The following is a 26091-nucleotide window of genomic DNA, read 5'->3' as shown; positions in this document are numbered from 1 at the left end:
GGGATGACCCGTATTCTGCATCTGGCCGATCTGCATTTCGGCGCCGAGGACCCGCCGCTCGTCGAGGGGCTGGCCGAGGCGTTGCAATCGCTCGAAGCGGACGTGATCTGCGCGGCCGGCGACTTCACCCAGTACGGCCGCAAGCGCGAGTTTCGCGCCGCAGCGGATTTCTTCGCCCGGCTCGACCCGCCGGTGGTCGCAGCGCCGGGCAATCACGACACGCCCTACTGGGATCTGTTCTCCCGGCTGATCCGGCCCTGGGGGCGGTTCGAGAAGCTATTGGGCGGCACGGTGCGGCCCGACTGGCGCGACAAGAGCCACGGCATGGAGACGCTGGCCACCTCGCGCGGGCTGCAGGCGCGGCTGGACTGGTCGCTGGGCAAGGTGCGCGAGGCGCACGCCCGCGAAGCCGCCGAACGGCTCGGCGACGTGCACGGCGTGCGTATCGTCGCGGGCCACCACCCGCTGTTCGCGCCGGGCGGGGCGAAGGGCCGGGCGAAGACCAAGGGCGGCTCGGAAGCCACGTCGATCCTGGCCGAGGCGGGCGTGGACATCGTGCTGTCGGGGCATCTGCACCAGGCCTTCGCCATCGCTTTCGAGCGGCCCGACGGCGGCAAGAGCTGGCATGTCGGCGCGTCGACGGCGCTGTCCAAGCGCACGCGCGACGAGCCGGCCGGCTTCAACGTCATCGATCTTGAGGACGGCGCGGCCCTTTTGACGATCTGGGCGGCCACGAAGGACTACAGCTACACGCCGATTTCCGACCAGAGGCTGGACCTGACGCGGCGGGGCTAGACCAGACGCTCGGGCATCGGCCGGTGCTCGATGATCGCTTCTGCGAAGTTCGCGAACGCGTAGTCGAGCTGATCGGCGCCGGGCGGCTCGATCGGGAAATGGCCGGCGTTCTCCAGCATGACCCGGCGCTTGAGCACGGGCAGCCGGTCGAAGAAGTCGTCGCTGATCGCGACATCCGTCCAGCGGTCTCGCGCGGGATGCACCATCAGCACCGGGCACTGGTCGAAGCTTTCCGGCGGCGCTAGAGGCGGCGCGGTCATCCAGCTTCTCAGAAAGCCCACCGGCATGGAGTTTCCGCCTGCAAGCGGATCATCGAGGATCGCCTCGGTCACCGCCTTGTTGTTGGAGATCGTCGACATCTTGCCCGCGACCGCCATCGGGATCATCAACCCGTCGAGAAAGCGCGGCGTGAGGCTGAAGGCCGGATCGACCAGACCCGCCATCCAGCGCTGACGGACCACGGCGCGGCGCACCTCGCGCTGGGTGGCGTCTAGGAAGCATGTGCCGGCCAGCCCGTCCGCCGCGCCGCTCATCGCCACCGCGTCATAGGCGAGCATGCCGCCCATCGACAGGCCGAACGCGAACTGGAAGCCGCCGCGCCGGCGTTCGGCCTCCAAAAGTTCGGCGGCCACCTCGCGCCAGTGGTCGTAGACGATCCGGCCCTTTTTCGGCGTCGCGGTCAGGCCGTAGCCGGGCAGGTCGGGGCACAGCGTCTCGAACCCGTGAAGCGACAGCCGCCAGGCGAGCGGGCCGAGCAGGCGGCCATGCCCGCCCCCGCCGTGAAGCAGCACGATACGCGCGCGCGCAGACGGCGCGACCCAGCGGTCGATATGCACGTCATAGCCGGCCAGCCGCCGCCACTCCTCCTGCACGGGCAGGGGGCTGGGAGGCTGGAGATCACGCGGCAGCGCCTTGTAGGTGCGCCGCCAGGCGGGATGATCGTTCCAGCTCGGCAGGGCCTTGCGGCGGGGCATCGCGGGTTGTCGGTCGCCTCGATACTAAGCGCCCGGTCGATCCGGGCAGCGGTCAAGCGGCCTTATTCTTCAGGAAATTCGTCAACGCTTTCCCAACCCAGCGCCCAGGTCATGATCCGGTTCAGCGTGTGCTGCTCCATCACCCCGTCGACCAGATGCGCCCAGGGGCCGCGCGCGAACGCGGCGACGTCCTCGCCCGAATGGGTCTCGCTGCCCATCGGCACGGCGGCCTGCTGGCGATAGTCCGGATCGAGCACCTGATCCTGGGTGAGCGAGTCACCGTCCACGGGCCGGCGCACCGGACCGGTGTAATAGCCCAGCGTGGTGTAGGGCCGGCCGTCCTGGGCCGGCGAGGGCGGGGTCGGGCTGTCGCTGAGATCGGGGGCGGGGGGATGCACCAGCCCCAGGATCGGATTGCCGCGCCTGGGATAGCCCGCGATCGTGAACACATGGCCGTGGTCGGCGGTGACGATGATCAGCGTCTCGTCAGGATCGGTCATCGCCGCGGCGCGCTCGACGGCTTGCGCGAAAGCTAGCGCGTCGGTCAGCGCGCGATGCGCGTTCGTGCCGTGATGGGCGTGATCGACCCGGCCAGCCTCGACCAGCAGATAGAACCCGTCTTCGTCGCGGCTGAGCTTGTCGATGGCGAAAGCGGTCATCTCCTCGAGCGAGGGTTCCGCCTCCGGATCGCGGTCATGGGCATAGGCGAGGTGGGAGGGTGCGAACAGGCCCAGCACGGGGCGCTCGCTCGCCGGATCGAGCGCGCGGAAGCCTGAAAGATCGGCCACGTAATCGCCGCGCGCGGCGAATTCGGCGGTCAGGTCGCGGCCGTCGGTGCGCTGGCCGCCCTGATCGCTGGTCAGGAAGGCCGCCCGTCCGCCGCCGAGCGCCAGCTCGATGCCGTCGCCGCGGTCGAACTCGATGAGCTGGCGGGCGAGGTCGCGGCAGCCTGCGGCGACCGCTTCAGGCGGCAAGACCGCGTCGACTTCCCAGTTCCGGCTGGTCAGATGGGCATAGGCGGTCGCGGGCGTGGCGTGGGTCAGCCGCGCGGTGGCGACCAGGCCGGTTGCCATGCCCCGGTCCTCTGCGCGTTCAAGGATTGTGGCGGGCACGGGATGGCCAGGGCGGCAGGCCTCCACGCCGTCGCGGGCGTAGACGCTGATCGCGCCGACATGGGTCTTGACCCCGGTGTGCAGCGCGCTCGCAGTGCCCGCGCTGTCAGGCACCTGGGCGTTCTCGTTATAGGTCTTGATGAGCGCGGTATGGCCCCATCGCTCGAAGGGCAGGTAGTTCTCTTCGCCTGTCTCCCCGCGCAGCTGGCCGTCCAGAATGCGCGCCGCGGTGATCGTTCCAACGCTCAGCCCGTCGGCCACGAACAGGATGACGTTCTTCGCCCGGCCCTCGCGCTGCGGCCGGTTCAGCCGGTCGGCCAGTTCCGCATCCGCGACCGCGCGCCAGTCCGCGCCGGGCCCGTCATGATCAGCCGGGGTGTAGACCGCCGCCGGCGCAGGCGCGGCGTTGCGCGCTTCAGGGGCGCCGGACGGAGCGCCGCCCAGCGAGGCCATGTTGGCGCAGGCCGCGAGAGACAGGCCCGAAGCGGCGGCGAGAAGGGCGCGAAAGGTCATGGCGAGGCTCCAGCTGCTCAGCCCCGGTTCTAGCGCGCCGGCGTGACGGTTCAATCATCCGGCGCTGCGGCATGAGGGCCGGACAGGGGCCGCCCCTGATTGGCCATGCGCGGACAGGGCTGCTACCCCTTGGGTCCTGCATAGGGGCATGACCCAGGGGAGAGAAACTTGAATATCGACAATGCGCTGAGCCGGCTCGAAGCGGTGCGCGAGGCGCTGGCCGAGGCTGAGCCGACGACGCGCGGGCCGGGTTTGCTGCCGGGCCGCAAGCCGGGCAAGCCCTATGACTGGTTCGTCGCGGCGGCCGCCATGCGGCTTGATGGCGCGCCTCACCTCGTCGCCCGCAAGGTGCTCGAGCGGCAGGACGAGATCGTCGCTCTGCAGAAGGCGTCGCTGGCCCGCCGCGGATGGCTGGGGCGGCGCAAATGGCTGATCGACCTGCTGGCCTTCGTTCCCTCTCGCGCGGTGTGGACCGGCGGCGCGATTTCGCTGGGATGCGGGCTGGATATCGAGCACTACCGCGAGATCACGCTGGCCGGGCCCTCGACGGACGACATCGCGCTGGCGATGACGCTGTGCGGCGTCGATCCCGCCCGCGCCGAGGCGACGGGCAAGGCGGTCTTCGCTGAGATGAGGGCGTCAGGCCGCGCGATCGAAGACGCCGCCGCGCTTTACCTCACCCGGCGCGCGAGCGCGCCCGGAGGGCTTGAAGCGTACGGCGATGCTGCCGCCCGCGCCGAAGCGGCGTTTGAGAAAGGCGGCGCGCCCGGCAAGGCGCGCAAGGCCGGCGGTCAGATCTGCGCCGCGCTCGATCTCGATCCAGAGGGCGTGCTCGGCCGCTACCAGGCGCTCGACGCAGCGCGAAAGGACCATCGCGCCCTGAACGCGCTCAAGGCCGACCGGCTCGCCGAGTGGGCTGCGCTCGGGCTCGACCCTGACGGGCTCGCCATGATCGCCGGGATCGCAGAAAAGCTCGGGCGCAGGGCGCAGTCCGACAAGCAGGACCGGCTTCTGCTGGCCCATCTGGTTTACCGTCAGGCGGCGGAGGGCGCGGACGATTTCGCGCGCCATGCGGCCGTGTTCTCAGGCGTGTACACCGCCAGAAGCACGGCCGACGGCGGCGGCGGGCCGTAGGGCGCCCGGATTTCGTTGACGGCTCGCGCCGGCTCCCTAGGCTGATCCGCCTGTAAACAGGGGCTCTTCATGAAACGCCATATCTGTCTTCTGCTCGCCGCATCGGCGCTCACCGCCTGCGGGGAGAGCTCGACCGGCGGCCAGCTCGAGCGCCTTGAAAGCGGCGTGCTCTATCGAAACGACGGGCCGGAGCTGAACACCGTCGATCCCCACCAGGCGAACGGGTCATGGACGCAGCCGATCACCGGCGACCTGTTCGTGGGCCTGTTGCGGCTGGGGCCCGATGGAGAGCCCGCGCCGGGTCTGGCTGAAAGCTGGGAGGTCTCCGAGGACGGGCTGACCTGGACATTCCAGATGCGCGAGGCGGTCTGGTCGGACGGTCAGGCGATCACGTCCGAGGACGTCGTCTACAGCCTGCGCCGCGCGGTCGATCCGGCCACGGCGGCGGCCTATGTCGACGTGTTCGCCCCGGTGGTGAACGCTGAGGCGATCCTGCGCGGCGATCTGGCGCCCGATCAGCTGGGCGTGAGCGCGCCGGATGCGAGCACAGTGGTGATCGAGCTGATCCACCCGATGCCCTTCCTGCCCGATCTTCTCGCCGACAGCCGCGGCGCGGTGGTGCCCCGCCACGTCATCGAGGCGCATGGCGACGCCTGGACCGATCCGGACAACATCGTCGTCAACGGCGCTTACACGCTGGTCGAACGCATCCTGGACCGCCAGACCGTGCTGGAGCGCAATCCGCTCTTCTTCGACGACGCCAGCACCTGTTTCGACGAAGTGTTCAACTTCCCGATCACCGCGCCCGAGACTGCCGCGCGCATGGCCCGCGCCGGAGAGCTCGACATCGCCGCCGCGGTGCCGGCGGCCACGATAGCGCGCGTCGAGGAAGAACTGCCCGGCCATCTCAGACGCGTGAGCCCGCCGGCGGTGTTCTTCCTGCAGCCCAACACCCAGGCCGCGCCCTTCAACGACGCTCGCGTGCGCGAAGCGCTCGGGATTTCTGTGGACCGCTCGTTCGTTTTCGAGGAGGTGGTCGCCTCCGGCCTCACCGTCGCAAACAGCCTGGCGCCGCCCGAGCTGACCGCGCCCTATCCGCCTGCCCGGGTGCGCTGGGCTGACGAGCCTCTGGAAGAGCGCCGCGCCCGCGCTGTTGCGCTGCTCGAGGAGGCGGGCTTCGGACCGGACAATCCGCTTCGGTTCGAGTTCGCCTATCCCTCGGGCGGCAACGGAACCCTCACCGCGCCGGCGCTTCAGAACGAGTGGAACTCGCTGGCCGACTGGGTGCAGGTAGAGATCTTCGGCAGCGAAGCGGCGGTGCATTACCAGAATCTCGCGGCGGGCGAGTTCGAAGTCGCGCTGGGCGGCTGGGTCGCGGTTATCCGCGACACCTCCTACATGCTCGATCCGATCCGGGACGGCGCGACGGGGAACTTCACACGCTGGAGCGATCCCGAAACCGAGCGGCTGTTGCTGGCCGCGCGCGCCGAACAGGACCCCGCAGCCCGCGCGGAGTTGCTCCGCCAGGCCGAACAGATCGCCCTTGACGATTTCGCCGTCACCCCGTTCTTCAGCCCCCAGCGCGCCTGGATCGTCCATCCCCGCATCGAGGGCTGGATCGGCGGGGCGATCGAGTACACGCCGACCTATCTGCTTTGCCTGAGCGAGGGCTGACCGCTCTGAGCCGAGCTCGGTGAACAAGAAAAAGCCCGGCGCGGTCTCCCGCGCCGGGCTCTTCATTTCAGCCGGTGAGCGAAGCCTACCAGATGCGCACGCGCTGTTCGGGCGGCAGGTAGAGCTCGTGCTCTTCAGTGATGCCGAACGCGTCGTACCAGGCGTCCAGATTGCGCACCACGCCGTTGATCCGGTACCGGGGCGGGGAGTGCGGGCCGTTCACCAGCTGCGAGCGCAGCGCGTCCTCGGTGTATTTGGCACGCCAGACCTGGGCCCAGGCCAGGAAGAAGCGCTGGTCGCCGGTGAAGCCGTCGATGACCGGGGCTTCGCCGCCATAGTGGGTGTCCACGTACTCGCGCCAGGCGGTGTAGGCCATCTGAAGCCCGCCCAGATCGCCGATATTCTCGCCCATGGCCAGGCGGCCGTTCACGCACAGATCGTCGAACGGGCAGAACTCGTCGTACTGGGCGCCCAGGGTCGCGGCGCGTTCCTCGAAGCGGGCGTTGGTCTCCTCGCTCCACCAGTCGCGCAGCCGGCCGCTTTCGTCGTAGCGGCGGCCCTGATCGTCGAAGCCGTGGCCGATCTCGTGACCGATCACGCCGCCGATGGCGCCGAAATTGATCGCCGGGTCGGCGGCCGGGTCGAAGAAGGGCGCCTGCAGGATGCCGGCGGGGAAGGTGATCTGGTTCTGCAGCGGGCTGTAGAACGCGTTCACGATCTGGGTGGGCAGGCCCCACTCGCGCGGATCGACCGGCTCGCCGAGATCTTCGAGCTGCTCGGCCCACTGCCATTCGGACATCGCCAGACGCTTGGCGAAATAGCTGTCCGCAGAGAGGTCGAGACCCTCATAGGTCTCGAAGACTTCCGGCACCCCGATGCGCGGCTCGAAGGTGGAGAGTTTCAGGAGCGCCTGCTCGCGGGTCTCCTGGTCCATCCAGTCCAGCTGTTCGAGCCGGCCGCGGAACGAGGTGAGGGTGGTCTGCACCAGCTCGTCCATCTGATCTTTCGAGCTCGGCGGGAAGTGCCGGTCGAGATAGATCTGGCCGATCGCGTCCCCGAGCGCGCCGTTGACGAGCTGTACGCCGCGGCGGTCGCGCGAACGCTGCTCGGCCTGGCCGCGCAGGGTGCGGCTGAAGAAGTCGAAGCTCGCCTCGTCGAAGGCGGCGGGCAGCCAGCTCGCACGGTTCGAAATGAAGTGCAGCGCCATCCAGGCCTTGATCGTCTCGATGTCGGTCCCGGCGAAGGCTTCCGCCGTGCCTTCGATCGCGCTGGGCTGGGCGACGATGAGCTGTTCGACGTCGAGCCCCAGAGCGGCCATGCCGTCGGCCAGCTTCAGGGCCGGGGCGAGCGCGTCGAGTTCAGCCACGCTCATCACGTTGTAGGTCTCGGTGATCTGGCGCGAGCGCTCGCGGGTCCAGTGGGCTTCGGCGATCCGGGTTTCCAGCGCGAGGATGTCCTCAGCCGCGCTGTCGCCGAAATCGAGACCCGCGAGGTCGAAGATCGTCCGGATGTATTCGAGATAGGCCGCGCGGTACTCGGCGAAGCGCTCGCCCTCGTCGAGATAATAGCTGCGCTCGCCCATCCCCAGGCCGCCCTGGCTCATGCGCAGGGCGTTCTGCTCGGGGTTCGAGGGGTCGGCCCAGACGAAGAAGCCGTACGGGCTGTGATGATGCACCGTGGCGAACAGCGCCGCGGCGTCGTCATGGGTTTCGATCGCGGCGATTTCAGCCAGGAAGGGCGCGGCGGGTTCGAGGCCGGCGGCCTCGATCGCGTCGGCGTCCATCCAGCTGGCGTAGAGCGTGCCGATCATCTCCGCGGTGCGGCCTTCGCCGGCGCGGCCGGCGGAGGCGTCCTCGATGATCGCGGCGATGCGCTCCTCGTTCTCAAGGCTCAGCATGTCGAACATGCCGTAGCGCGAGCGGTCGGACGGGATCTCGGTGGCGTCCAGCCAGGCGCCGTTGGCGAAGCGGTCGAAATCGTTGCCTGGGTGCACCGCACGGTCCATGCCGGCGACTTCGAAGCCGAACGAGCCGAAGCGCGGCGCGGCGACTTCCGAGGCGCTCTCGGCCGGCGAGACGGTTTCGGCCGGATCGTTCGTGGTGTCCGCCGGCGTACACGCGGCGATGGCCGCCGCAGACGCGGCGAGAAGAAGGAGGCGTTTCATGGAGTTTCCCCGATCGTATGAAAAATTTGCGGCGGACCGTGACCGGCCCGCCGCGCGAGTTCAACTTACAATGCGGTAAGCCGGGCGCCCAGTCATTCGGCTGGCGCGGGCGTGCCGCCGTCCGGCCCCCTTGTTTCGCGGTCGCGGCGGCGGCTTTCGACCGTCTCTCCGTCATGGCCGACATCGACCGCGTCGTCGCCGGTGCTTTCATGGCCGGAATAGGTCGAGCCGATCATCGGCTGCGCTTCGCCGGTCCACATCGCCTTGACGATCCGCTTGATGTCCACGCCCACCGCATAGAGCGAGGGGACCAGGAACAGCGTCAGGAACAGGGCGAACACCACCGCGAAGCCCAGCGCCACCACCATCGGCTTGAGGAACTGCGCCTGGGTGGAGCGTTCGAACAGCATCGGCATGATCCCGAGGAACGTGGTCACCGTGGTCAGGAGGATCGGACGGAAGCGCTGCACGCCCGCGTCGATCAACGACTGGAAGGCGCCGACGCCGCGTTCGCGGAGCCGGTTCACGAAGTCCACGAGGACCAGGTTGTCGTTCACGACAACCCCGGCGGCCGCGCCCACCCCGAAGAAGGAGAACATCGCCAGGGGTACGCCGAAGATCAGGTGTCCGAACACCGCGCCGGCGAAGGCAAACGGGATCGCGGTCATGATCAGCAGCGGCTGCCAGTACGAGCGGAAGGCGATCGCCAGCAGCACGTACATCGAACCCAGCATCAGGATCTGCAGGGTCTGCAGCTCGGCCATGAACTCGGCCTGGTTCTCCGCTTCGCCGATCTCGCCCTCGCTCAGGCCCGGATAGCGCGCCTCGAGCTCGGGGAAGAAGTTCTCCCGGAGATCGCGGCGGATCTCGCCGGCCGCTTCCATGTCGGACAGCTCGGTGGAGACCGTCACAGTGCGCTGGCGTTCGCGGCGGTTGATCCGGTTGATGCCCGGTGCGAACTCCACGTCGGCCACCGCCGAGAGCGGGATTTCGCGGCCGTCGTTCGTGCGGATCCTGAGATTGCGCACCGCATCCAGGCTGTCGCGCAGCTCCCGGGGATAGCGGACCATCACGCGGACGTCCTCGCCGCCGCGGGGCAGGCGCTGCACCTCGATGCCGTAGAAGGCCTGGCGCACCTGGGCGGTCACGTCGGCCAGGGTCAGCCCCAGCGCCTGAGCGTCAGGACGCAGGGTGAAGCGCATCTCCTGGGCGCTGGCCTGAAGATTGTCGACCACGTCATAGGTCGCCGCATAGGAGCGCAGCTGGGTCTTCAGGTCTTCCGAAGCCGCGCGGAGCACGTCCAGATCAGGATGGTTCAGCGCGAAGCGCATGCCGGTCTGGTTCTCGTTGATCGAGAAGTTGAACGTGATCTCCTCGGCGTCGGGCACCGGGCCGACGGCGTCGCGAAGCACCTGAGTGATGTCGGCCATCGGGATGGGTTCAGGCCGGTCCTCTGGCGGGGCGACCTGCACCCAGGCGCGCACCGAGTTGCCCGACGTGATCGTCGCCGCGCCGCGGAGCATGTCGAAGCCGTCATAGCGCTCGGCGTAGATCCGGTCGGTCTCGACCTGGGCGTCCTCCAGCTGGACGCGCACCTGGTCGAGGCGTGAGAACGGCGTGCCTTCGGGCAGGGCGATGTTGACCTGCACCAGCTCGTTCTCGACTTCGGGCATGAAGGAGAACGGCACGCGGCCGGTCTGCATCAGCACGATCGAGAGCGCGAACAGCATCACGAACAGCGCCACCGTGGCGTAGCGGAACTTGATGGCCACAGCCAGCGCCGGGGCGTAGACACGCCGCGCGAAGGTGACGAGCGCGTCGGCGATGCCGGCCTGCAGCTTGATCAGCGGACCGAAGAAGCCCGTGGTTTTCTGCGGACCCAGATGCGCCAGGTGCGCGGGCAGGATGAACAGCGCCTCGATCAGCGAGAAGGTCAGCGCGCAGATCACCACGATGGAGATCTGGCTGGTGAACTGAACCTCCGGACCGGTCAGCAGCATCCAGGGCGCGAACGCCATCATGGTGGTGATGACCGCGAAGACGACCGGCTTGGCGACCATCTGCACGCCCACGACCGCAGCGGTCATGCCGCGCTCGCCGCGCTCGACGCGGTTATGGATGTTCTCGCCCACGATGATCGCGTCGTCCACGACCACCCCGATGACGATCAGGAAGGCGAACAGCGAGAGCATGTTCAGCGTCACGCCGAACATCGGCAGCAGCATCATGCCGCCTGCGAACGCGGTCGCGATGCCGATGGTCACCCAGAACGCCACGATGGGCCGCAGGAACAGCACCAGCGTGATCAGCACCAGCAGCAGGCCCAGCCAGGCCGAGTTCGCGATGGTGTTCATGCGCGACTCGTAAAGCTCGCTCATGTCGAACCAGGGCGAGATCGTCACGCTGGGCGGCAGCTCTGCGCGCTTTTCCTCGACGAAGCGTTCCATCTGCTCGGCGAGGGTGACCACGTCGACGTCGCCGGTGGTGCGGATGTCGATCAGCACCATGGTCTCGCCGTTGAACGTACCTTCGAAATCGATGTCCATCAGGCCGTCGGTCACGGTCGCAATGTCGCCGACGCGGATCACGCCGCCGCCGGGAGTCTGACGGATGATGATCTGCTCGAAGTCCTCGGCCGTATCGGCGAGCTGGCGCGAGGTGATCGCCACGGTGCCCTGGGCGGTGCGTACGCTGCCCGCCGAGGTGTTCAGCGAGCTCGCCCGGATCGCCTGGGCGACCTCGTTGAAGGTCAACCCGTAACGACGCAGCGCCTCTTCGCTGACCTCGATCGCGACCTCTTCATTGAGGCGCGACATCGTGTTGACCAGCGACGCCTCGGGCACGGTCGCGGCGATGTCGTCGCGGATTTCCTCGGCGATGCGCTGGAGTTCGCGGCGATCGATCTCGCCGTGGACCGCCATCATGTAGGTCTGCTGCTCGCTCTGCCAGCGGCTGACCACCGGACGGAAAGCGTCGCGCGGCAGGTTGTTGATGGAATCCACGCGCAGTTTGATCTCGTCGATGAACGCGCCGATCTCCTGATCGCGACGGCCCTCGATATTTACCCAGCCGCGGCCCTCCGCGGCCGTCGAGGTGAGGTTTTCGACGCCCTGCAGGTCGCCCAGCGATTCCTCGATCCGGAGGATGATCTGCTCTTCGACCTCCTGCGGCGAGGCGCCGGGCCACGCCACCGACACCGAGGCTCCCGGGAAAGAGCCTGAGGGGAAGGTTTCGCGCTGCAGCTGGCTGTAGCCGACGATCCCGCCCACGAAGGCGATGACCATCAGAAGGTTCGCGGCGACCGAGTTGCGCGCCCACCAGGCCAGAAGGCCGCGGTGCTGCTTTTCTTCGGGACGTTCGACCATGGTGGTGCTCCCTGTCCTGTCGCCTAGCGGCCGGCCGCGGCGGTTTGCGCGCCCGCGACCGTCGCTTCTGTTTCTTCTTCAGGGCCGGCTTCGGGCTCGGGGTCGAGCGGCTTGCCGTCCGCGTCGAGCGCGCGGACCGCCATGCCGTCGATCGCGCCGCGCACCGGGGAGGTGATGACGCGCTCGCCGGCGCTGACGCCGGAGGCGACCACGACGCGCTCGGGCGAGGAATCGATCACCTCGACCTGGCGCACCGACAGCACGCCGCCTTCCTCGGCCACGTACATCTTGTCCGCACCGCGCAGCGCCGAACGCGGCAGCACGTAGGCCCGCTCGATCTGGCGGCCGGTGATCTCGGCGTCCACGAACAGGCCCATGGCCAGCGGCGCGCCGGCCGCTTCGGCCGCCTCCCCATAGGGATCGTCGACCTGGACGATGGCGCTCAGCGTGCGGGTCTGCGGATCGATCACCGAGTCGGTGCGCACGATCCGGCCTTCCCAGACGCGGTCGCGCCCGGCGATCATCGAGGACAGCCGCACTTCAGGGCCTGGTTCGGCTTCTGAGGCCTGGAAGGCCAGCGGCATGTTCAGAAGCGCCAGCTCGCCGTCGCTGAGCGGCAGGGCGATCTCGGCGGTTTCGGTGGCGAACACCCGGCCCAGCCGCGTGCCCGGGCCGACATACTGGCCCATATCGGCGAGCTTGGTGCGGATGCGCCCGTCGAACGGCGCGGAGATGCGGGTCCGGGCGAGATTGAGCCGGGCCTCGGCCAGGCTCGCCTCGGCTGCGGCCAGCTGGGCCTGCGCGTCGGCCAGCTGCGGCTGGCGCAGGGTCAGGGCGCTGGCTTCGCCGTCGCCGAGCGCTTCCCATTCCTCACGAGCCAGATCGCTCTCGGCCTGCTCGCGGACCAGCTGCTGACGGCGCTGAGTGACCAGCGCTTCGGCGCGGGTGACCGCCAGGCGGTAGTCGGCGTCCTCAAGACGGATCAGCGTCTCGCCGGCCTCGAAAAACCCGCCCTGGACGAAGTTCGGGTTCACGTAATCGATGCGCCCGGCGACCTGGGCGGTGAGGTCGATCTCGATGAGCGGCTTGACCTCGCCCTGGGTCCGGACCGTCAGCGCCACGGCGCGCGGTTCGGCTTCGGAGACGAAGACCGAGGCGGGCCTGACCGTGTCGTCGGCGCGTTCGGGCTGGCGCTGGGTGGCGAACAGCGTGGCGAAGACGCCGATGAAGACCAGAATGATCAGCACCGCTGGGATGCCGAGCAGGATGAAGCGACCGACGAATTTCATGACCAACCTCGTTGTCTCGTTCTTTTTCTGCCGGCGCAGGGCCGGCGTTTTTGTCTTTTTGTTACTCGTCCGCCGCCGGGGCGTAGCCGCCGCCGGCCGCGTAATCGCCCGCAATGGCCAGATGCAGGCCGATGCGGTTGTCCACGCGCTGGGCGCGGGCGGAAATCAGTTGCGAATTGGCGTTGATCAGGCGCGTCTGCGCGTCGATCAGCTCGAAAATCGTCGCCAGACCCGAGGCGTACTGCCGCTCGACCAGCTCCAGCGCGGCCTGGGCTTCAGCGGCGGCGACCTCGAGCGCGGCGACCCGTTCGGCCAGACGCAGATCGGCGTCGATCGCGTCTTCGGCTTCGCGAAGGGCGGTCAGCGCGGTCTCGACATAGCGCGCGGCGAGCTGGCGGGCCTGGGCTTCGGCCTGGTCGCGCTGGGCGCGCAGGCGGCCGCCCTGGAAGATCGGCGCGAGGATCGACGCGGAGACCTGGCTGACCAGATCATCGAAGCTGAACACGTCGCCCAGATCGTCCGCCGCGTTGCTGAGCGAGGCGCGCAGCGACAGACCCGGATAGAGCGCCTTCTGTGCGGCGTCGGCGGAGAAGCCGGCCGCGGCGAGGCGGGCGCTGGCCGCGATGATGTCGGGGCGGCGTTCGAACAGGCCTTGCGGCTCGCCCGGATAGGGCAGAGGGCCGAGCTCGGGCAGGGCGCCGGCGGCGAGCGTCGTGGCGTCGGGATACTGCGCCGTCAGCGTTTCCAGCCGGCGGGCCGCTGCGGCCTGGGTGCGCACGCGTGCGGCGAGACCGGCCTGGCTGGAGGCCAGAGCGGAGCGGGCCGTGCGCACGTCGGAGGAGCGGGCGACGCCGCGCTCGAACCGGCGTTCGACGATCTGCAGCTGGCGCGTGCGGGTGTCCACGTCGCGGGCGGCCAGCTCGGTCTGCAGCGCGGCTTCGTTCAGCGCGTACCAGGCTCGTGCGGTGGCCGCTGCGATCGACAGGCGCGCACCGCGCCAGTCGGCGCGGGCGGCTTCGGCGCTCAGGATCGAGGCGCGCGTCTGATCGCGCAGCCGGCCCCAGACATCGGCCTGCCAGCTGGCGTCGAGGCCGATGGAATAGCTGGTGTTGGACCCCATCGCCGGATCGCGCCAGGTCGTCCCGAGGCTGGCGTCGACGCTGGGCAGGCGGCCCGCGCCCGTGACCCGGGCCTGGGCGCGCGCGGCTTCAAGGCCGGCGCGCGCGGCTTCGATCGAGGGGTTCTCCTCCATCGCCAGATCGACCAGCGCGACGAGTTCGGGATCGCCGAACGCCGCGATCCAGTCGTCGACCGGCTCGGTGTCGAAGGCGGGCAGGGCGGCGTATTCGTCCTGAAGCGGGATCGGAGAACGCGGATCGAGATCCGGCGTCACGGCGCAGGCGCCGAGGCTGACGGCGATCAGGGCGGGCGGCAGGGCGCGAAGCACGGGGAGGAACTCCTGATGGTCTGTCGGACCTTGGGCGGTCCTGTGATTTGTCCGCACCCTATCGAGCGCTTCACGAAAGTCAATCAAAGCTTATCGAAAAACGAGAAATTTTTCTCGAATTACGAAAAGTTCATGCCGGGGTCGGCTGTCGGTAACCTTCGCCGCGGATCGACCCTGTCATGAAGATGCGATTGACCGGGTATGTGGATGCAAGGCAAGCAGCGGTCAATTCCCCTGCCCCGCAAAGGGAAATCCGTCGGGCGGAGATGCAACGGCGTCACAGGCGGTCTGGTGCATGGCGTCACAATTTCATGGTACGAACGGTCATGGCCGACCCTGAGCGCGCATCCCGACCCAGAGGCCCGGACCGCCCCCGACGGCGTGACATCGCGTTCACCGCCGTGCTCGGGATCGTCGTGCTCGCCGTGCTGGCGATGGCCGGAGAGGTGACGCCCGGCGGGTTCCTCGCCGCAGCGCTCGCCCTGGCCGCCCTCGCATTCGTGTATTTCCTGACCGCGCTCAGCGCGGCCGAGCCGGTCCAGAAGGCCAGCGCGGCCGCCGCGCCCCGCGATCTGGACGCCGAAGCCTCGCTGGGAATGCTCGAACGGCTGCCGATCCCGGTCATGCTGATCGGGCCGGGCGGACGAATCGAGCGGGCGAATCCCGCCGCCCGCGCCTTTCTGGGGCTCGGCGCGGAACGGGGGCTTCTTTCCACCGTGCTGCGCCAGCCGCGCGTGCTCGAAGCGGTGAGCGCGGCGCTGCGCGGCGATCGCGGCGCGACGGTGGAGTATTCCACGCTCGCCCCGCTCGAGAGCCATGTCCGCGCCTTCGTCGAGCCGATCCGCCTGCCCGTGCCGGGCCCCATGCCGTTCCGCGCCATGCTGGTGCTCGCCGACGACACCTCTTCCAAGCGCGCCGAGCGCATGCGGGCGGACTTTCTGGCCAACGCCAGTCATGAACTCAGAACCCCGCTCGCCTCGCTGTCGGGCTTCATCGAGACGCTCAGCGGCCCGGCGCGCGAGGACGAGGAGGCCCGCGAGCGCTTTCTCACCATCATGAAGGTGCAGACCGAGCGCATGCGCCGGCTGATCGACGATCTGCTCTCCCTGTCACGGGTGGAGATGAACGAGCATGTGGCGCCGACCGGCCGAGTGGACCTCAACCGCCTGGCCGGAGAGGTGGCCGAAGCGCTGCAGCCGGTCGCCGCGCGCCGGGACATGACGATCTCGCTGCAGCCTCATGACGGCGAAGCGATCGTCACAGGCGACCGCGATCAGCTCTATGAGGTCGTCGAAAACCTCGTCGAGAACGCGCTGAAGTACTCCGCCGACGGCGCGAAGATCTGCCTGTGCGTCTATTTCGGCCGTACCCGCGACGGCGCCGAGCATATGAACGAGCGGCTGGATCCGGACTCCGGCCGGCTGACGCTGGCTGCGCCCGCGGTCGATCCCGACGCGCGCTACGGCGTCGTCCGGGTGCGCGACCGGGGCGCGGGGATCGAACGGCGCTACCTGCCGCGCCTGTCGGAGCGCTTCTTCCGGGTCGACGGACAGAAGAGCGGGCCCGCCTCCGGCACGGGCCTGGGGCTCGCGATCGTCAAGCATATCGTCAGCCGTCACCGTGGCGGCTTCACCGTCGAAAGCGCGCCCGGAAAGGGCTCGGTCTTCTCCGTCTTCTTCCCGATCCCGGCGCAGGCTGCGCGGACGCCCGGCCCGTCCAGCGAGGCGGCGGCGAGGCCTGAGAGCGCGGCTGAATAGGCGCATCCCCGCCTGTGTCACATAACTGTCGTCCGACCGTCATATTCGATTGATCGACGACCCCCATTTTCGCCCGCCAATCGCAAGGCCGAACCTCGTCGCACGTTCCGCGCCGGGGCCTTCGGCGCAGGGAAGGTCGTTTCATGCAGGTCTCCGTCCTTGTGGCGCTGACGCTTCTGGTCCTGACGGCGGTCGGCTTTCTGGTCGGCCGTCGCCGCGCCGTGGCCGTGGCCGGCGGTGCGCCGGCTGCGCTGCATTCCCTGCCGAACTATCACGGATATTACATCGCGCTGTGGACCGGCGCGCCGGCGCTGTTCCTGCTGGCGGTGTACGGCGTGTTCGGCTCGGGCCTCCTGAACGGGATCGTGGCGAGCCAGCTCGAGGGCGAGGCCGCGCCGATCATCCGCGCCTATGAAGAGACTCTCGCCGAGGACCCCGCCTACGCCGGGTTCGAGGACCAGCTCGCCCAGATCGAGGCCGAGCTCGAAAGCGCCCGCAACGAGCTGCGCCGCGCGCGCACCGAAGGCGGAGACGCGGACCGCTATGTCGCCGAACTCGCCGAGCTGTCCGAAGCGCGCAACGCGGCCACCGCCGATCTGGTCGAGCGGCGCGAGGCGATCGCTGCGTCTGTCGCAGCGCGCGCGCCGCGCAGCGAGGCGGGCTGGCGCGCGCGGGCCGGGTTCGAGCTGTGGCGCGCCCCGCCCGAGCGACGCGAACTTTTCATCGCCGACGCCCGCGCGCTGGCCTTCGGCGAAGGTCTCGCCAGCCGGCGGAGCGACGAGGTGCGCGCGATGGCGCTCGCGCTCAGGCCCTGGGAAGACACTTTCCGCTTCTCCATCGCCGCGCTCGCCGCCTCGATCGCGGTCGCGGGCCTGGCCTGGGCGCGCGCGTCGATCCGGTCGGGTTTCCGGGCGCGCAACCGGGTCGAAGGCGCGGTCTCGGCCGTGCTCGCGCTGGCCTCGGTCATCGCGATCCTGACCACGCTCGGGATCATCTTCTCGCTCCTGTTTGAATCGATCCGCTTCTTCGCCTCGATCGACTGGCGCATTCACGAGTTTCTGTTCGGCACCCAGTGGAGCCCGCAGATCGCCATCCGCGCCGATCAGGTCGGCCAGTCCGGCGCCTTCGGTGCAGTGCCGCTCTTCGCAGGCACCGCGCTCATCACCTTCATCGCCATGGCGGTCGCAGCCCCGGTGGGCCTGTTCGCGGCGATTTACCTGTCTGAATACGCCGGGCCGAAATTTCGCGCCTGGGCCAAGCCGGCGCTGGAGATTCTCGCGGGCGTGCCCACCGTGGTCTACGGCTTCTTCGCGCTTCTGACCGTCGGTCCCTTCCTGCGCGATGTCGCGCTGTTTCTGGGCTACGAGGACGCCGTCACCCAGTCTGCGCTGTCGGCGGGCCTGGTGATGGGCGTGATGATCATCCCGTTCGTCTCCTCGCTGTCGGATGACGTGATCAACGCCGTGCCCCAGAGCCTCAGGGACGGCGCCTACGCCATGGGCGCGACGAAGTCCGAAACGGTGCGCCAGGTCATCCTGCCCGCCGCGCTGCCCGGCATCGTCGGCGCGCTTCTGCTCGCAGTCAGCCGGGCGGTGGGCGAAACGATGATCGTGGTCATGGCCGCAGGCCAGGGCGCGAACCTCACCGCCAATCCGCTGGAGAGCGTGACCACGATCACCGTGCAGATCGTCATGCTGCTGACCGGCGACCAGGAGTTCGACAGCTCGAAGACCCTGTCGGCCTTCGCGCTGGGGCTCGTCCTGTTCGGCCTCACCCTTGTTCTGAACATCATCGCCCTGCGCGTGGTGCAACGCTTCCGGGAACGCTATGAGTAGCGATCAACGCTCCATCCGCGCCGCCGTCGAGGCCCGCCTCGCCAAGCGATATCGCGCCGAGAAGCGGTTCCAGTTCTACGGGCTGGCCGCGATCTTCGTGGCGGTGGCGTTTCTCGCGCTGCTTCTGGGCTCGATCGTGCTCCAGTCGTTCGGCGCGTTCACTGCGCACCGCCTGACGCTGCCTGTGACGGTCGAGCGCGAGCTTGCCGATCCGCGCGGGGACATGAGCGAGGCGAGCCTTCGCCGCGGCGCCTACAACACCATGATCCAGAACGCGCTTTTGGAGCAGTTTCCCTCTGTCGAGGATCGCGGCGCCCGGCGCGAGCTTTTCGGGCTTTATAGCGCCGTGAACGCCGCGCGGCTCCTGAACGACGTGGTCGCGAGCCCGGCGCTGGTCGGCCAGACCGTGTCCTTCTCCCTGCCGATCTCCGACGACGCCGACCTTTACCTCAAGGGCGACACGGTTGCGGAAACCCGCACGCCGGGCGCTGCGCCGCTCGAGATCCGATCCGCAGAAGACGGCGTCCGCTTCGGCGCCGGCAGCGACGTGTTCGCCGGCTTCGCCGCAACCGTGCGCGAGGCCGCTCAGGCGCGGATCGACGCCGCGCTCGCCCGCGCCCAAGCCGCCGAGGCCGAGGCGGCCGGAACGATCGACCGCGACGCGCGCGAAATCCTCCTCGCCGAAGCCGAACGCGCCCGCGCGCTCGCCGACCGGCTGGCCGAACGTGCGGACGGGGAGGGCGGGCTCGCGCTCGGCCCGCAAATCCCCTCGCTGTTCATCGTGGCCAATGGCGGCGTGGCGCGTATCTCTGAGATCGGGGCCGACGTTTCCAGCGCACGCGGCGAGTGGGTGATTGCGCCTGACTCGGACGCCAGCGCAGTGACGGACTGGACGCTGTGGGTGCTCGAAACACCCTCCGCAGCGCGGCTCATCACCGACCGGCAGGTGGTCTGGACCCGCGCGCTCGCCGAGCGGGGCCTGGTCGAGAACGGCTTCAACCGCGAGCTTTTCGTCAACGCCGACAGCCGCGAGCCCGAGCTGGCCGGCGTGCTGGGCGCGCTCATCGGCTCGATCCTGACGATGGTCGTCACCATGCTGCTGGCGGTGCCGGTGGGCGTGGGCGCGGCGATCTATCTTGAGGAATTCGCGCCGAGAAACCGCTTCACCGACTTTGTCGAGGTGAACATCAACAACCTCGCCGCGGTGCCCTCGATCGTGTTCGGCCTTCTGGGTCTGGCGGTGTTCATCAACGCGTTCGGCATGCCGCGCTCCGCGCCGGTGGTGGGCGGCATGGTGCTGGCGCTGATGACCTTGCCCACCGTGATCATTTCCTCGCGCGCGGCGCTGAAGGCCGTTCCGCCCTCGATCCGGGAGGCGGCGCTGGGCGTCGGCGCCTCGAAGACGCAGGCCGTCTTCCAGCACGTGCTGCCGCTGGCCGCGCCGGGCATCCTGACCGGTTCGATCATCGGCCTGGCCCAGGCGCTGGGCGAGACCGCGCCGCTTCTGATGATCGGCATGGTCGCCTTCATAGCCGATCCGCCGACGCTGGGGCTTTCGGGCTTCACCGAGCCTGCGACCGTGATGCCGGTGCAGATCTTCCTGTGGTCGTCGGGCGCGGAGCGCGCGTTCGAGGCGCGCACGGCCGCGGCGATCCTGATCCTTCTTTTCGTGATGATTGTGTTCAACGCGGTCGCGATCTATCTGCGCCGCCGCTTCGAACGGAGATGGTGAGTTGACCGACGACGTTTACGAAGCCGACGCGCCCGGCGACGCGGGCACGCTCTACCATCCGGTTCCGGCCGGTCAGTCCGCGAAGGTCGCCACCCGCAAGGTGTCGGTGGCCTATGGCGGCAAGGTCGCGCTGCGGGAGGTGAGCCTCGACGTGCCCGACCGCGCGGTGACCGCCTGCATCGGCCCGTCGGGCTGCGGCAAGTCGACCTTCCTTCGGTGCATCAACCGGATGAACGACACGATCGACAACGCCCAGGTCACCGGTTCGATCACCATCGACGGCGAGGAGGTCAACGACCGCTCCGTCGATCCGGTGGTGCTGCGCGCGCGGGTCGGCATGGTGTTCCAGAAGCCCAACCCGTTCCCGAAATCGATCTACGAAAACATCGCTTACGGCCCGCGCATTCACGGCCTGGCGTCCAACCGCGAGGAGCTCGACCAGATCGTCGAAACGAGCCTTAGAAAGGCCGGCCTGTGGGACGAGGTCGCCGACCGGCTGACCCATCCGGGCACCTCGCTCTCGGGTGGTCAGCAGCAGCGCCTGGTCATCGCCCGCGCGATCGCGGTGAACCCTGAAGTCATCCTGATGGACGAGCCGTGCTCGGCGCTCGACCCGATCGCGACGGCGCGCATCGAGGAGCTGATCGACGAGCTGCGCGAGAACTATGCGCTGGTCATCGTCACCCACTCGATGGCGCAGGCTGCACGCGTTTCGCAAATGACCGCGTTCTTTCACCTGGGTTCGCTCGTGGAGTACGGTCCGACCGAGGAGATTTTCACAAATCCCCGAGACCAGCGCACCCAGGACTACATCACCGGACGCTTCGGCTAGCCCGCCGTGACGTCCCGCTTTCACAAGGGCCCGAAAGGCGGCTCCAATGCCCGGCACGGTTAACGCGCCTCACATCGTAAAGGCCTTCTCCGAAGAGCTCGAACAGCTCTCTGCGGACGTCTCCGCCATGGGCGGGATGGCCGAGCAGATGGTCGCCGACGCGCTTGAGGCGGCGGCCACGCGCGACGGCGATCTCGCCGCCGCGGTCGTCGCGCGCGACGTGCAGGTCGACGACATGCAGCGCCAGATCGAGAAGAAGATCATCCGCCTGCTCGCCCTGCGCCAGCCGATAGCCCAGGACCTTCGGGTGTGCATCGCCGCGCTGAAGATCGTCGCTGATCTGGAGCGGGTGGGCGATCTGGCCAAATCCGTCGCCCGGCGCGTGCCGACGCTGAATGAAAGCGAACCCACCGCCTTCGCCGCCTCGATGGACCGGATGGGCAAGCTGGTGCTCAGCCATCTCCATCAGGTGCTCGACGCCTATTCGACCGGCGAGACCGCCAGGGCGGTGGGCGTGTGGGAGCGCGACGACGACGTGGACGAGCACTACAACGCGCTGTTCCGCGATCTCGTGGCCTCGATGGCCGAGGATCCGGCTCTGATCGGGCCGGGCGCGCACCTGCTATTCATAGCCAAGAACTTCGAGCGTATCGGCGATCACGCCACCAACATCGCCGAGGTCATCCACTATCTGGTGACCGGACGGGAGATCGCGTCGGAACGTCCGCGCGGTCCGCGTCCGGAGACGTCGTAGGGAGGGGGACAGGGCCCATGCAGCCGCACGTCTTGGTCGTCGAGGATGAGGACGCTCTCGCAGAGCTCCTCCAGTACAATCTCAAGAAGGAAGGCTTCCGCGTCTCCGTCGCCGCAGACGGCGAGGAGGCGATGATGCTGGTCGAGGAGCGTCAGCCCGACGTCGTCGTGCTGGACTGGATGCTGCCGAAGATCTCCGGCATCGAGGTCTGCCGCCGCCTGCGCTCGCGCCAGGAGACGCGCAATCTGCCGATCGTCATGCTGACCGCGCGCGGCGAGGAAGCCGACCGCATCCGCGGGCTCGACACCGGGGCGGACGACTACATCGTCAAGCCGTTCCTGATGAAAGAGCTGTTCGCGCGCATCCGCGCTGTGCTGCGCCGGATCCGGCCGGGCCTGGCCGAAGACCGGGTCAGCGTCGGCGACATCGTCATCGACCGCGTGGCCCATCGCGTGACGCGGCTCGAGACCGAGGTGCATCTCGGCCCCACCGAGTTCCGCCTGCTCGACTATCTCATGCAGCATCCCGGCCGGGTGTTCTCGCGCGAGCAGCTGCTCGACGCGGTCTGGGGCTCGGACGTCTATGTCGAGGCGCGCACCGTGGACGTGCATATCGGCCGGCTGCGCAAGGCGCTGAACAAGGCCGGCGACGGCGATCCGATCCGCACCGTGCGCTCGGCCGGCTACGCGCTCAACGCGGCGGGCTAGCCCGGCGGCTGAAAATGAAGAGCCCCGGACGCCGCCAGCGTCCGGGGCTCTCCCCCCTTCCCGGAAACGGCAGGTCTAGAAATTGACCCGCCGCGCCGATTGCAGGCTGTCGAGCACGGCGCGCGCATCGTCGGCCGGCTTGCGCTTGCGCTTGTTCTGCGGCTGGTAGGCGAGCTCGGCGTGCGCTTCGCAATACGCCGAGCCGGCGCCGGAATGACGGCCGCAGAAGCGGAACTCAGCCCCCGCCGGATCGCCGATCGGCCATTTGCACATGCCTTCGCGCAAGGTCAGCACCGTGGCGTATTCGCCGCTGGGCAGCCGCTGGGCGTCTTTCGGGGCGGTCAGCTGCGCGGCGGGGCGCGCCTCGCGCTGGACCGGCGCGGCCGGCTTGACCGGGACGGCTTTCGCGGCGGCGGGTTTGGGCTGGCGCGGCGCGGCGGGGCGCGGCGCAGGGCGGCGGGCCGGGCGCGAAGGCGCGGCGCGGCCCGACAGGCCGAGCCGGTGGACCTTGCCGATCACCGCATTGCGGGTGACCCCGCCCAGCTGCTTGGCGATCTGGCTCGCGCTGAGGCCGTCAGCCCACAGCTTTTTCAGGGTTTCGACACGTTCCTCGGTCCACGCCATGGCGGTGCGCTCCTCGCCTGTTACGCTGTCCACATCCACGTCCGGGCCCGATTTCAGGCCCCACCCCTAGCGTCGGGTTCTTCGTGGAACCCAACATCTTGGGGGCGACACGAGATACAGTATATGGCGAGCTGAGACACACAAGATGTCTGGAGCGCTGAGTTGTGGATAGTTGATTCGCCGCCGCAGCGCCCCCGCTGCGCTCAGCCGCCGCCGGCCGGGGTGCGAAATCGCCGCGCCCCGTGCTAAAGCCCGCCCACACGCATGATCCGGAGTCGCTCATGGCCGACCAAGCCGCCCCGTCCCGTCCCGACGATCTCGTTTCGGACACCGCCCCGACGGCCCCGCAGCCGCGGGCGCTGGGCGCGGTCAACTGGCTGGGGCTCTGGACGCTCTACAAAAAGGAGGTGCGGCGCTTCCTGAAGGTGAGCTTCCAGACCGTGCTCGCCCCGGTCGCGACCAGCCTTCTGTACATGATGGTCTTCTCGCTCGCGATCGGATCGCGGCGCGGGGAGATGATGGGCGTCGATTTCGCAAGCTTCCTCGCGCCGGGCCTGGTGATGCTGGGCGTGCTCAACAATGCCTTTGCGAACTCGTCGAGCTCGCTGATCGTCGCCAAGGTCCAGGGCAATCATGTCGACTTCCTGATGCCGCCGCTCTCGCCGGGCGAGCTCGCCGCGGCCTTCATCGGCGGAGCGGTGACCCGGGGCGCGATCGTGGCGCTCGCCACCGGCCTGGCTGTCGCGCCGTTCGTCGACATGTCGATCTCGAACCTGTGGGCGGTGCTCTATTTCGGGCTGAGCGCGGCGGCGATGTTCTCGATGATCGGGGTGATCGCCGGGCTGTGGGCGGAAAAATTCGACCATCTGGCGGTGATCACGAACTTCGTCATCATGCCGCTCGCCTTCCTGTCGGGCACCTTCTACTCGGTGGAGATCCTGCCCGAGCCCTTCTACACGATCAGCCATCTCAACCCGGTCTTCTTCCTGATCGACGGGTTCCGCTACGGCTTCATCGGCGCGCACGACTCGGTGCTCTGGATCGGGGCGGTGACCGCGGCGGTGATCAATATCGCGCTTCTGATCGCCAGCTGGATGCTGCTGCGCTCAGGCTGGCGCTTGAAGGATTGAGCCGGTCCGGCCTAGATCAGGGCCGTTCGTTTTCACTTTCGCCTACGGAGTTCTCCATGCCCGCACCGCTTATGGACACCTACGCCCCGCCGAACCTCGATTTCGTGCGCGGGGAGGGCGTCTGGCTGCACGAAAAGGGCGGCGACAAGTATCTCGACTTCATCTCCGGCATCGCCGTGAACGGGCTGGGCCACGCCCACCCCAAGGCGGTCGCCGCGCTGAAGGAGCAGGCCGAGAAGCTGTGGCACACCTCCAACATGTTCCGCGTGCCCGGCCAGATCGAGCTGGCCGAGAAATACTGCCGCGACAGCTTCGCCGACCGGGTGTTCTTCACCAATTCCGGGGCCGAGGCGATGGAGTGCGCGCTGAAGACCGCGCGCCATTACCACTACGCCAACGGCCGGCCCGACCGGTATCGCATCATCACCGTGACCGGCGCCTTCCACGGCCGGACTTTCGGAGCGATCAACGCGGGCGGCAACGAGAAGTATCTCGAAGGCTTCGGCCCGCGCATGGAGGGCTTCGACCAGGTCCCGTTCGGCGATCACGACGCGCTGCGCGCGGCGATCACCGAGGAGACCGCGGCGATCTGCATCGAGCCGGTGCAGGGCGAGGGCGGCGTGCGCGCCGTTCCCGACGTCTGCCTGCGCGGCCTGCGCGAGCTGTGCGACGAGCGCGGCATCCTGCTCATCTACGACGAAGTGCAGTGCGGTGCGGGCCGGACCGGCAAGCTCTGGGCGCATGAATGGGCCGAGACCGCCGCGCCCGACATCATGGCCGTGGCCAAGGGCGTGGGCGGTGGCTTCCCGATGGGCGCGTGCCTGACCACCGACGCGGCCGGCGCGCACATGGTCGTGGGCACCCACGGCTCGACCTTCGGCGGCAACCCGCTGGCCATGGCGGTGGGCAATGTCGTCTATGACGAGCTGTCGAAACCCGACTTCCTGCAGCACGTGGTGGATGTCTCCAACACGCTGCGCCAGCAGCTGGCCGGCCTCGCCGACGCCCATTCCGACAAGATCGAGGAAGTGCGCGGCCGCGGCCTTCTGGTCGGGCTGAAGCTGGCTGAGGGCTATGTGAACAAGACGCTGGCCGCCGCCGCGCGTGAGCATAAGCTTCTGATGGGCGCGGCCGGCGACAATGTCGCGCGCCTGGCCCCGCCGCTGATCATCGGCGAGGACCATGTCCGCACCGCCGTCGACGCGCTGGACAAGGCGCTGGGCGGGCTCAAGCGCGAGAAGGCGGCCTGACCGCCGAAGGGAGCTTCATGGCCGAGGACGGGTTCACCCCCGCGCCGGACGATTTCGGCGCCGGCGACGACAGCGTGACGACCTTCCAGCTGGAGGGCCGGTCGGTACGCGGCCGCGTCGTGCGCCTGGGCAGGACCGCGGACCTGATCCTGTCCTCCCATGACTATCCCGAAAGCGTCGCCCGGCTGATCGGCGAGGCGGCGCTGATCGCCGCGCTGATCGGGGACTCCCTGAAGTTCAAGGGCAAGCTGATCGTTCAGGCCTCGGGGCCCGGCTCGACCGGCCGGCAGGTCGAGGGCGAGGGCGCGGTGGCTTTCGTGGTCGCCGACTACGTGCCCGGAGAGGGCGTACGCGGCTACGCCAAGTTCGACGCCGACCGGGTGAAGACGCTTGAGACCGTCCATGGCGGCCCGGTGGGCGCGGAGATGCTGCTGGGCGGCGGGCATTTCGCCATGACCGTCGATCCCGGCCCCGGCATGGAGCGCTATCAGGGCGTCACGGAAATCTCCGGCGACAGCCTTCTGCACAGCGCCGAGCACTATTTCGCCCAGTCCGAACAGGTGCCCTCGCGCCTGCGCCTGGCGGTCGGCCGTCAGATGCTCGAGGGCGGCCAGACCCTGTGGCGGGCGGGCGGCGCGCTGATCCAGCGCATCGCCGGCGACGAGGCGCGCGGCGACGCCAGCGCGGACTTCGACCATGCGCGCGCCCTGTTCGACACGCTGGAAGACGACGAGCTGATCGATCCGTCCGTCAGCTCGGGCCGGCTTCTTTACCGCCTCTTCCACGAAGAGGGCGTGCGCATCGAGGAAAGCCGGCCGGTCGAGCGCCGCTGCACCTGCGAGCGCGAACGCCTGGCCGAACTGCTCGCCCGCTTTCCCAGCGAAGACCGCGAGCATATGAGCCGGCAGGACGGCACGGTCGCGATGACCTGCGAGTACTGCAATCGCGAATGGGCCTTCTCCGCCGAGGAGATCGACCAGGCCGGCAAGGCGAACGATTGAGC

The 26091-nt window shown here is 68.7% G+C and carries 19 protein-coding genes; 12 read left to right on the top strand and 7 right to left on the bottom strand.

Going from position 1 to position 26091, the window contains the following annotated elements; genetic code table 11:
• Positions 1–3: 3 nt before the first annotated feature.
• A complete protein-coding gene (locus ABL308_14710; protein XBQ16190.1) occupies positions 4–795 on the top strand; it encodes a metallophosphoesterase in 792 nt (263 codons plus the stop codon).
• Here the strand turns inward: ABL308_14710 and ABL308_14705 are convergent.
• Complete coding sequence (locus ABL308_14705) at positions 792–1769, bottom strand: alpha/beta hydrolase (protein ID XBQ16189.1); 978 nt, start codon at positions 1767–1769, stop codon at positions 792–794. The genes ABL308_14710 and ABL308_14705 overlap by 4 nt on opposite strands.
• A gap of 62 nt (positions 1770–1831) precedes the next feature.
• Positions 1832–3394, bottom strand: coding sequence for an alkaline phosphatase (locus ABL308_14700; GenBank protein ID XBQ16188.1), 1563 nt, complete (start codon positions 3392–3394; stop codon positions 1832–1834).
• A 168-nt stretch (positions 3395–3562) separates the two neighbouring features.
• Here ABL308_14700 and ABL308_14695 point away from each other — a divergent pair, with 168 nt between their 5' ends.
• Complete coding sequence (locus tag ABL308_14695) at positions 3563–4528, top strand: hypothetical protein (GenBank protein XBQ16187.1); 966 nt, start codon at positions 3563–3565, stop codon at positions 4526–4528.
• Positions 4529–4597: 69 nt separating this feature from the next.
• Positions 4598–6202 (top strand): peptide ABC transporter substrate-binding protein, encoded by a 1605-nt coding sequence (locus tag ABL308_14690; GenBank protein ID XBQ16186.1) that lies wholly within the window; start codon positions 4598–4600, stop codon positions 6200–6202.
• Positions 6203–6287: 85 nt separating this feature from the next.
• Here ABL308_14690 and ABL308_14685 read toward each other — a convergent pair whose 3' ends face one another.
• From ABL308_14685 to ABL308_14670, 4 genes are all read right to left on the bottom strand, one after another.
• Complete coding sequence (locus tag ABL308_14685; GenBank protein ID XBQ16185.1) at positions 6288–8366, bottom strand: M13 family metallopeptidase; 2079 nt, start codon at positions 8364–8366, stop codon at positions 6288–6290.
• Positions 8367–8458: 92 nt separating this feature from the next.
• Positions 8459–11731, bottom strand: a complete 3273-nt coding sequence (locus tag ABL308_14680) for an efflux RND transporter permease subunit (GenBank protein XBQ16184.1) — start codon at positions 11729–11731, stop codon at positions 8459–8461.
• A 23-nt stretch (positions 11732–11754) separates the two neighbouring features.
• The gene (locus ABL308_14675) at positions 11755–13020 is read right to left on the bottom strand and encodes an efflux RND transporter periplasmic adaptor subunit (protein ID XBQ16183.1); all 1266 of its coding nucleotides are present in this window, start codon (positions 13018–13020) and stop codon (positions 11755–11757) included.
• Positions 13021–13081: 61 nt separating this feature from the next.
• Entirely contained in the window at positions 13082–14467 is a 1386-nt protein-coding gene (locus ABL308_14670) for an efflux transporter outer membrane subunit (GenBank protein XBQ16182.1), read from the bottom strand.
• A gap of 311 nt (positions 14468–14778) precedes the next feature.
• Between ABL308_14670 and ABL308_14665 the strand changes: the two genes are divergently transcribed.
• The 6 genes from ABL308_14665 to phoB all read left to right on the top strand — a co-directional run bounded on the left by ABL308_14665 (position 14779) and on the right by phoB (position 22084).
• The gene (locus ABL308_14665) at positions 14779–16224 is read left to right on the top strand and encodes an ATP-binding protein (GenBank protein XBQ16181.1); all 1446 of its coding nucleotides are present in this window, start codon (positions 14779–14781) and stop codon (positions 16222–16224) included.
• Positions 16225–16367: 143 nt separating this feature from the next.
• The gene (gene pstC, locus ABL308_14660) at positions 16368–18059 is read left to right on the top strand and encodes a phosphate ABC transporter permease subunit PstC (protein XBQ16180.1); all 1692 of its coding nucleotides are present in this window, start codon (positions 16368–16370) and stop codon (positions 18057–18059) included.
• Entirely contained in the window at positions 18052–19791 is a 1740-nt protein-coding gene (gene pstA / locus ABL308_14655; protein XBQ16179.1) for a phosphate ABC transporter permease PstA, read from the top strand. The genes pstC and pstA overlap by 8 nt, the downstream gene beginning before the upstream one ends.
• A 1-nt stretch (position 19792) precedes the next feature.
• A complete protein-coding gene (gene pstB, locus ABL308_14650) occupies positions 19793–20623 on the top strand; it encodes a phosphate ABC transporter ATP-binding protein PstB (protein ID XBQ16178.1) in 831 nt (276 codons plus the stop codon).
• 46 nt (positions 20624–20669) lie between these two features.
• The gene (phoU, locus tag ABL308_14645; GenBank protein XBQ16177.1) at positions 20670–21377 is read left to right on the top strand and encodes a phosphate signaling complex protein PhoU; all 708 of its coding nucleotides are present in this window, start codon (positions 20670–20672) and stop codon (positions 21375–21377) included.
• Positions 21378–21394: 17 nt separating this feature from the next.
• Positions 21395–22084, top strand: a complete 690-nt coding sequence (gene phoB, locus ABL308_14640; protein ID XBQ16176.1) for a phosphate regulon transcriptional regulator PhoB — start codon at positions 21395–21397, stop codon at positions 22082–22084.
• A gap of 75 nt (positions 22085–22159) precedes the next feature.
• Here the strand turns inward: phoB and ABL308_14635 are convergent, their stop codons facing one another.
• Positions 22160–22708: a GcrA family cell cycle regulator gene (locus ABL308_14635; GenBank protein ID XBQ16175.1), complete on the bottom strand. Its 549-nt coding sequence runs from the start codon at positions 22706–22708 to the stop codon at positions 22160–22162.
• 281 nt (positions 22709–22989) lie between these two features.
• Between ABL308_14635 and ABL308_14630 the strand changes: the two genes are divergently transcribed.
• The 3 genes from ABL308_14630 to ABL308_14620 are packed head-to-tail and all read left to right on the top strand — an operon-like array spanning position 22990 to position 26089.
• Positions 22990–23838 (top strand): ABC transporter permease, encoded by an 849-nt coding sequence (locus ABL308_14630; protein ID XBQ16174.1) that lies wholly within the window; start codon positions 22990–22992, stop codon positions 23836–23838.
• A 56-nt stretch (positions 23839–23894) separates the two neighbouring features.
• Positions 23895–25088: an aspartate aminotransferase family protein gene (locus ABL308_14625; GenBank protein ID XBQ16173.1), complete on the top strand. Its 1194-nt coding sequence runs from the start codon at positions 23895–23897 to the stop codon at positions 25086–25088.
• 17 nt (positions 25089–25105) lie between these two features.
• Entirely contained in the window at positions 25106–26089 is a 984-nt protein-coding gene (locus ABL308_14620) for an Hsp33 family molecular chaperone (GenBank protein ID XBQ16172.1), read from the top strand.
• Positions 26090–26091: the final 2 nt, after the last annotated feature.

The organism is Oceanicaulis sp., from assembly GCA_040112665.1.
GTDB lineage: Bacteria > Pseudomonadota > Alphaproteobacteria > Caulobacterales > Maricaulaceae > Oceanicaulis.
Note: the sequence above shows the minus strand (reverse complement) of the source record. Positions and strands in the feature narration are given on the sequence as shown.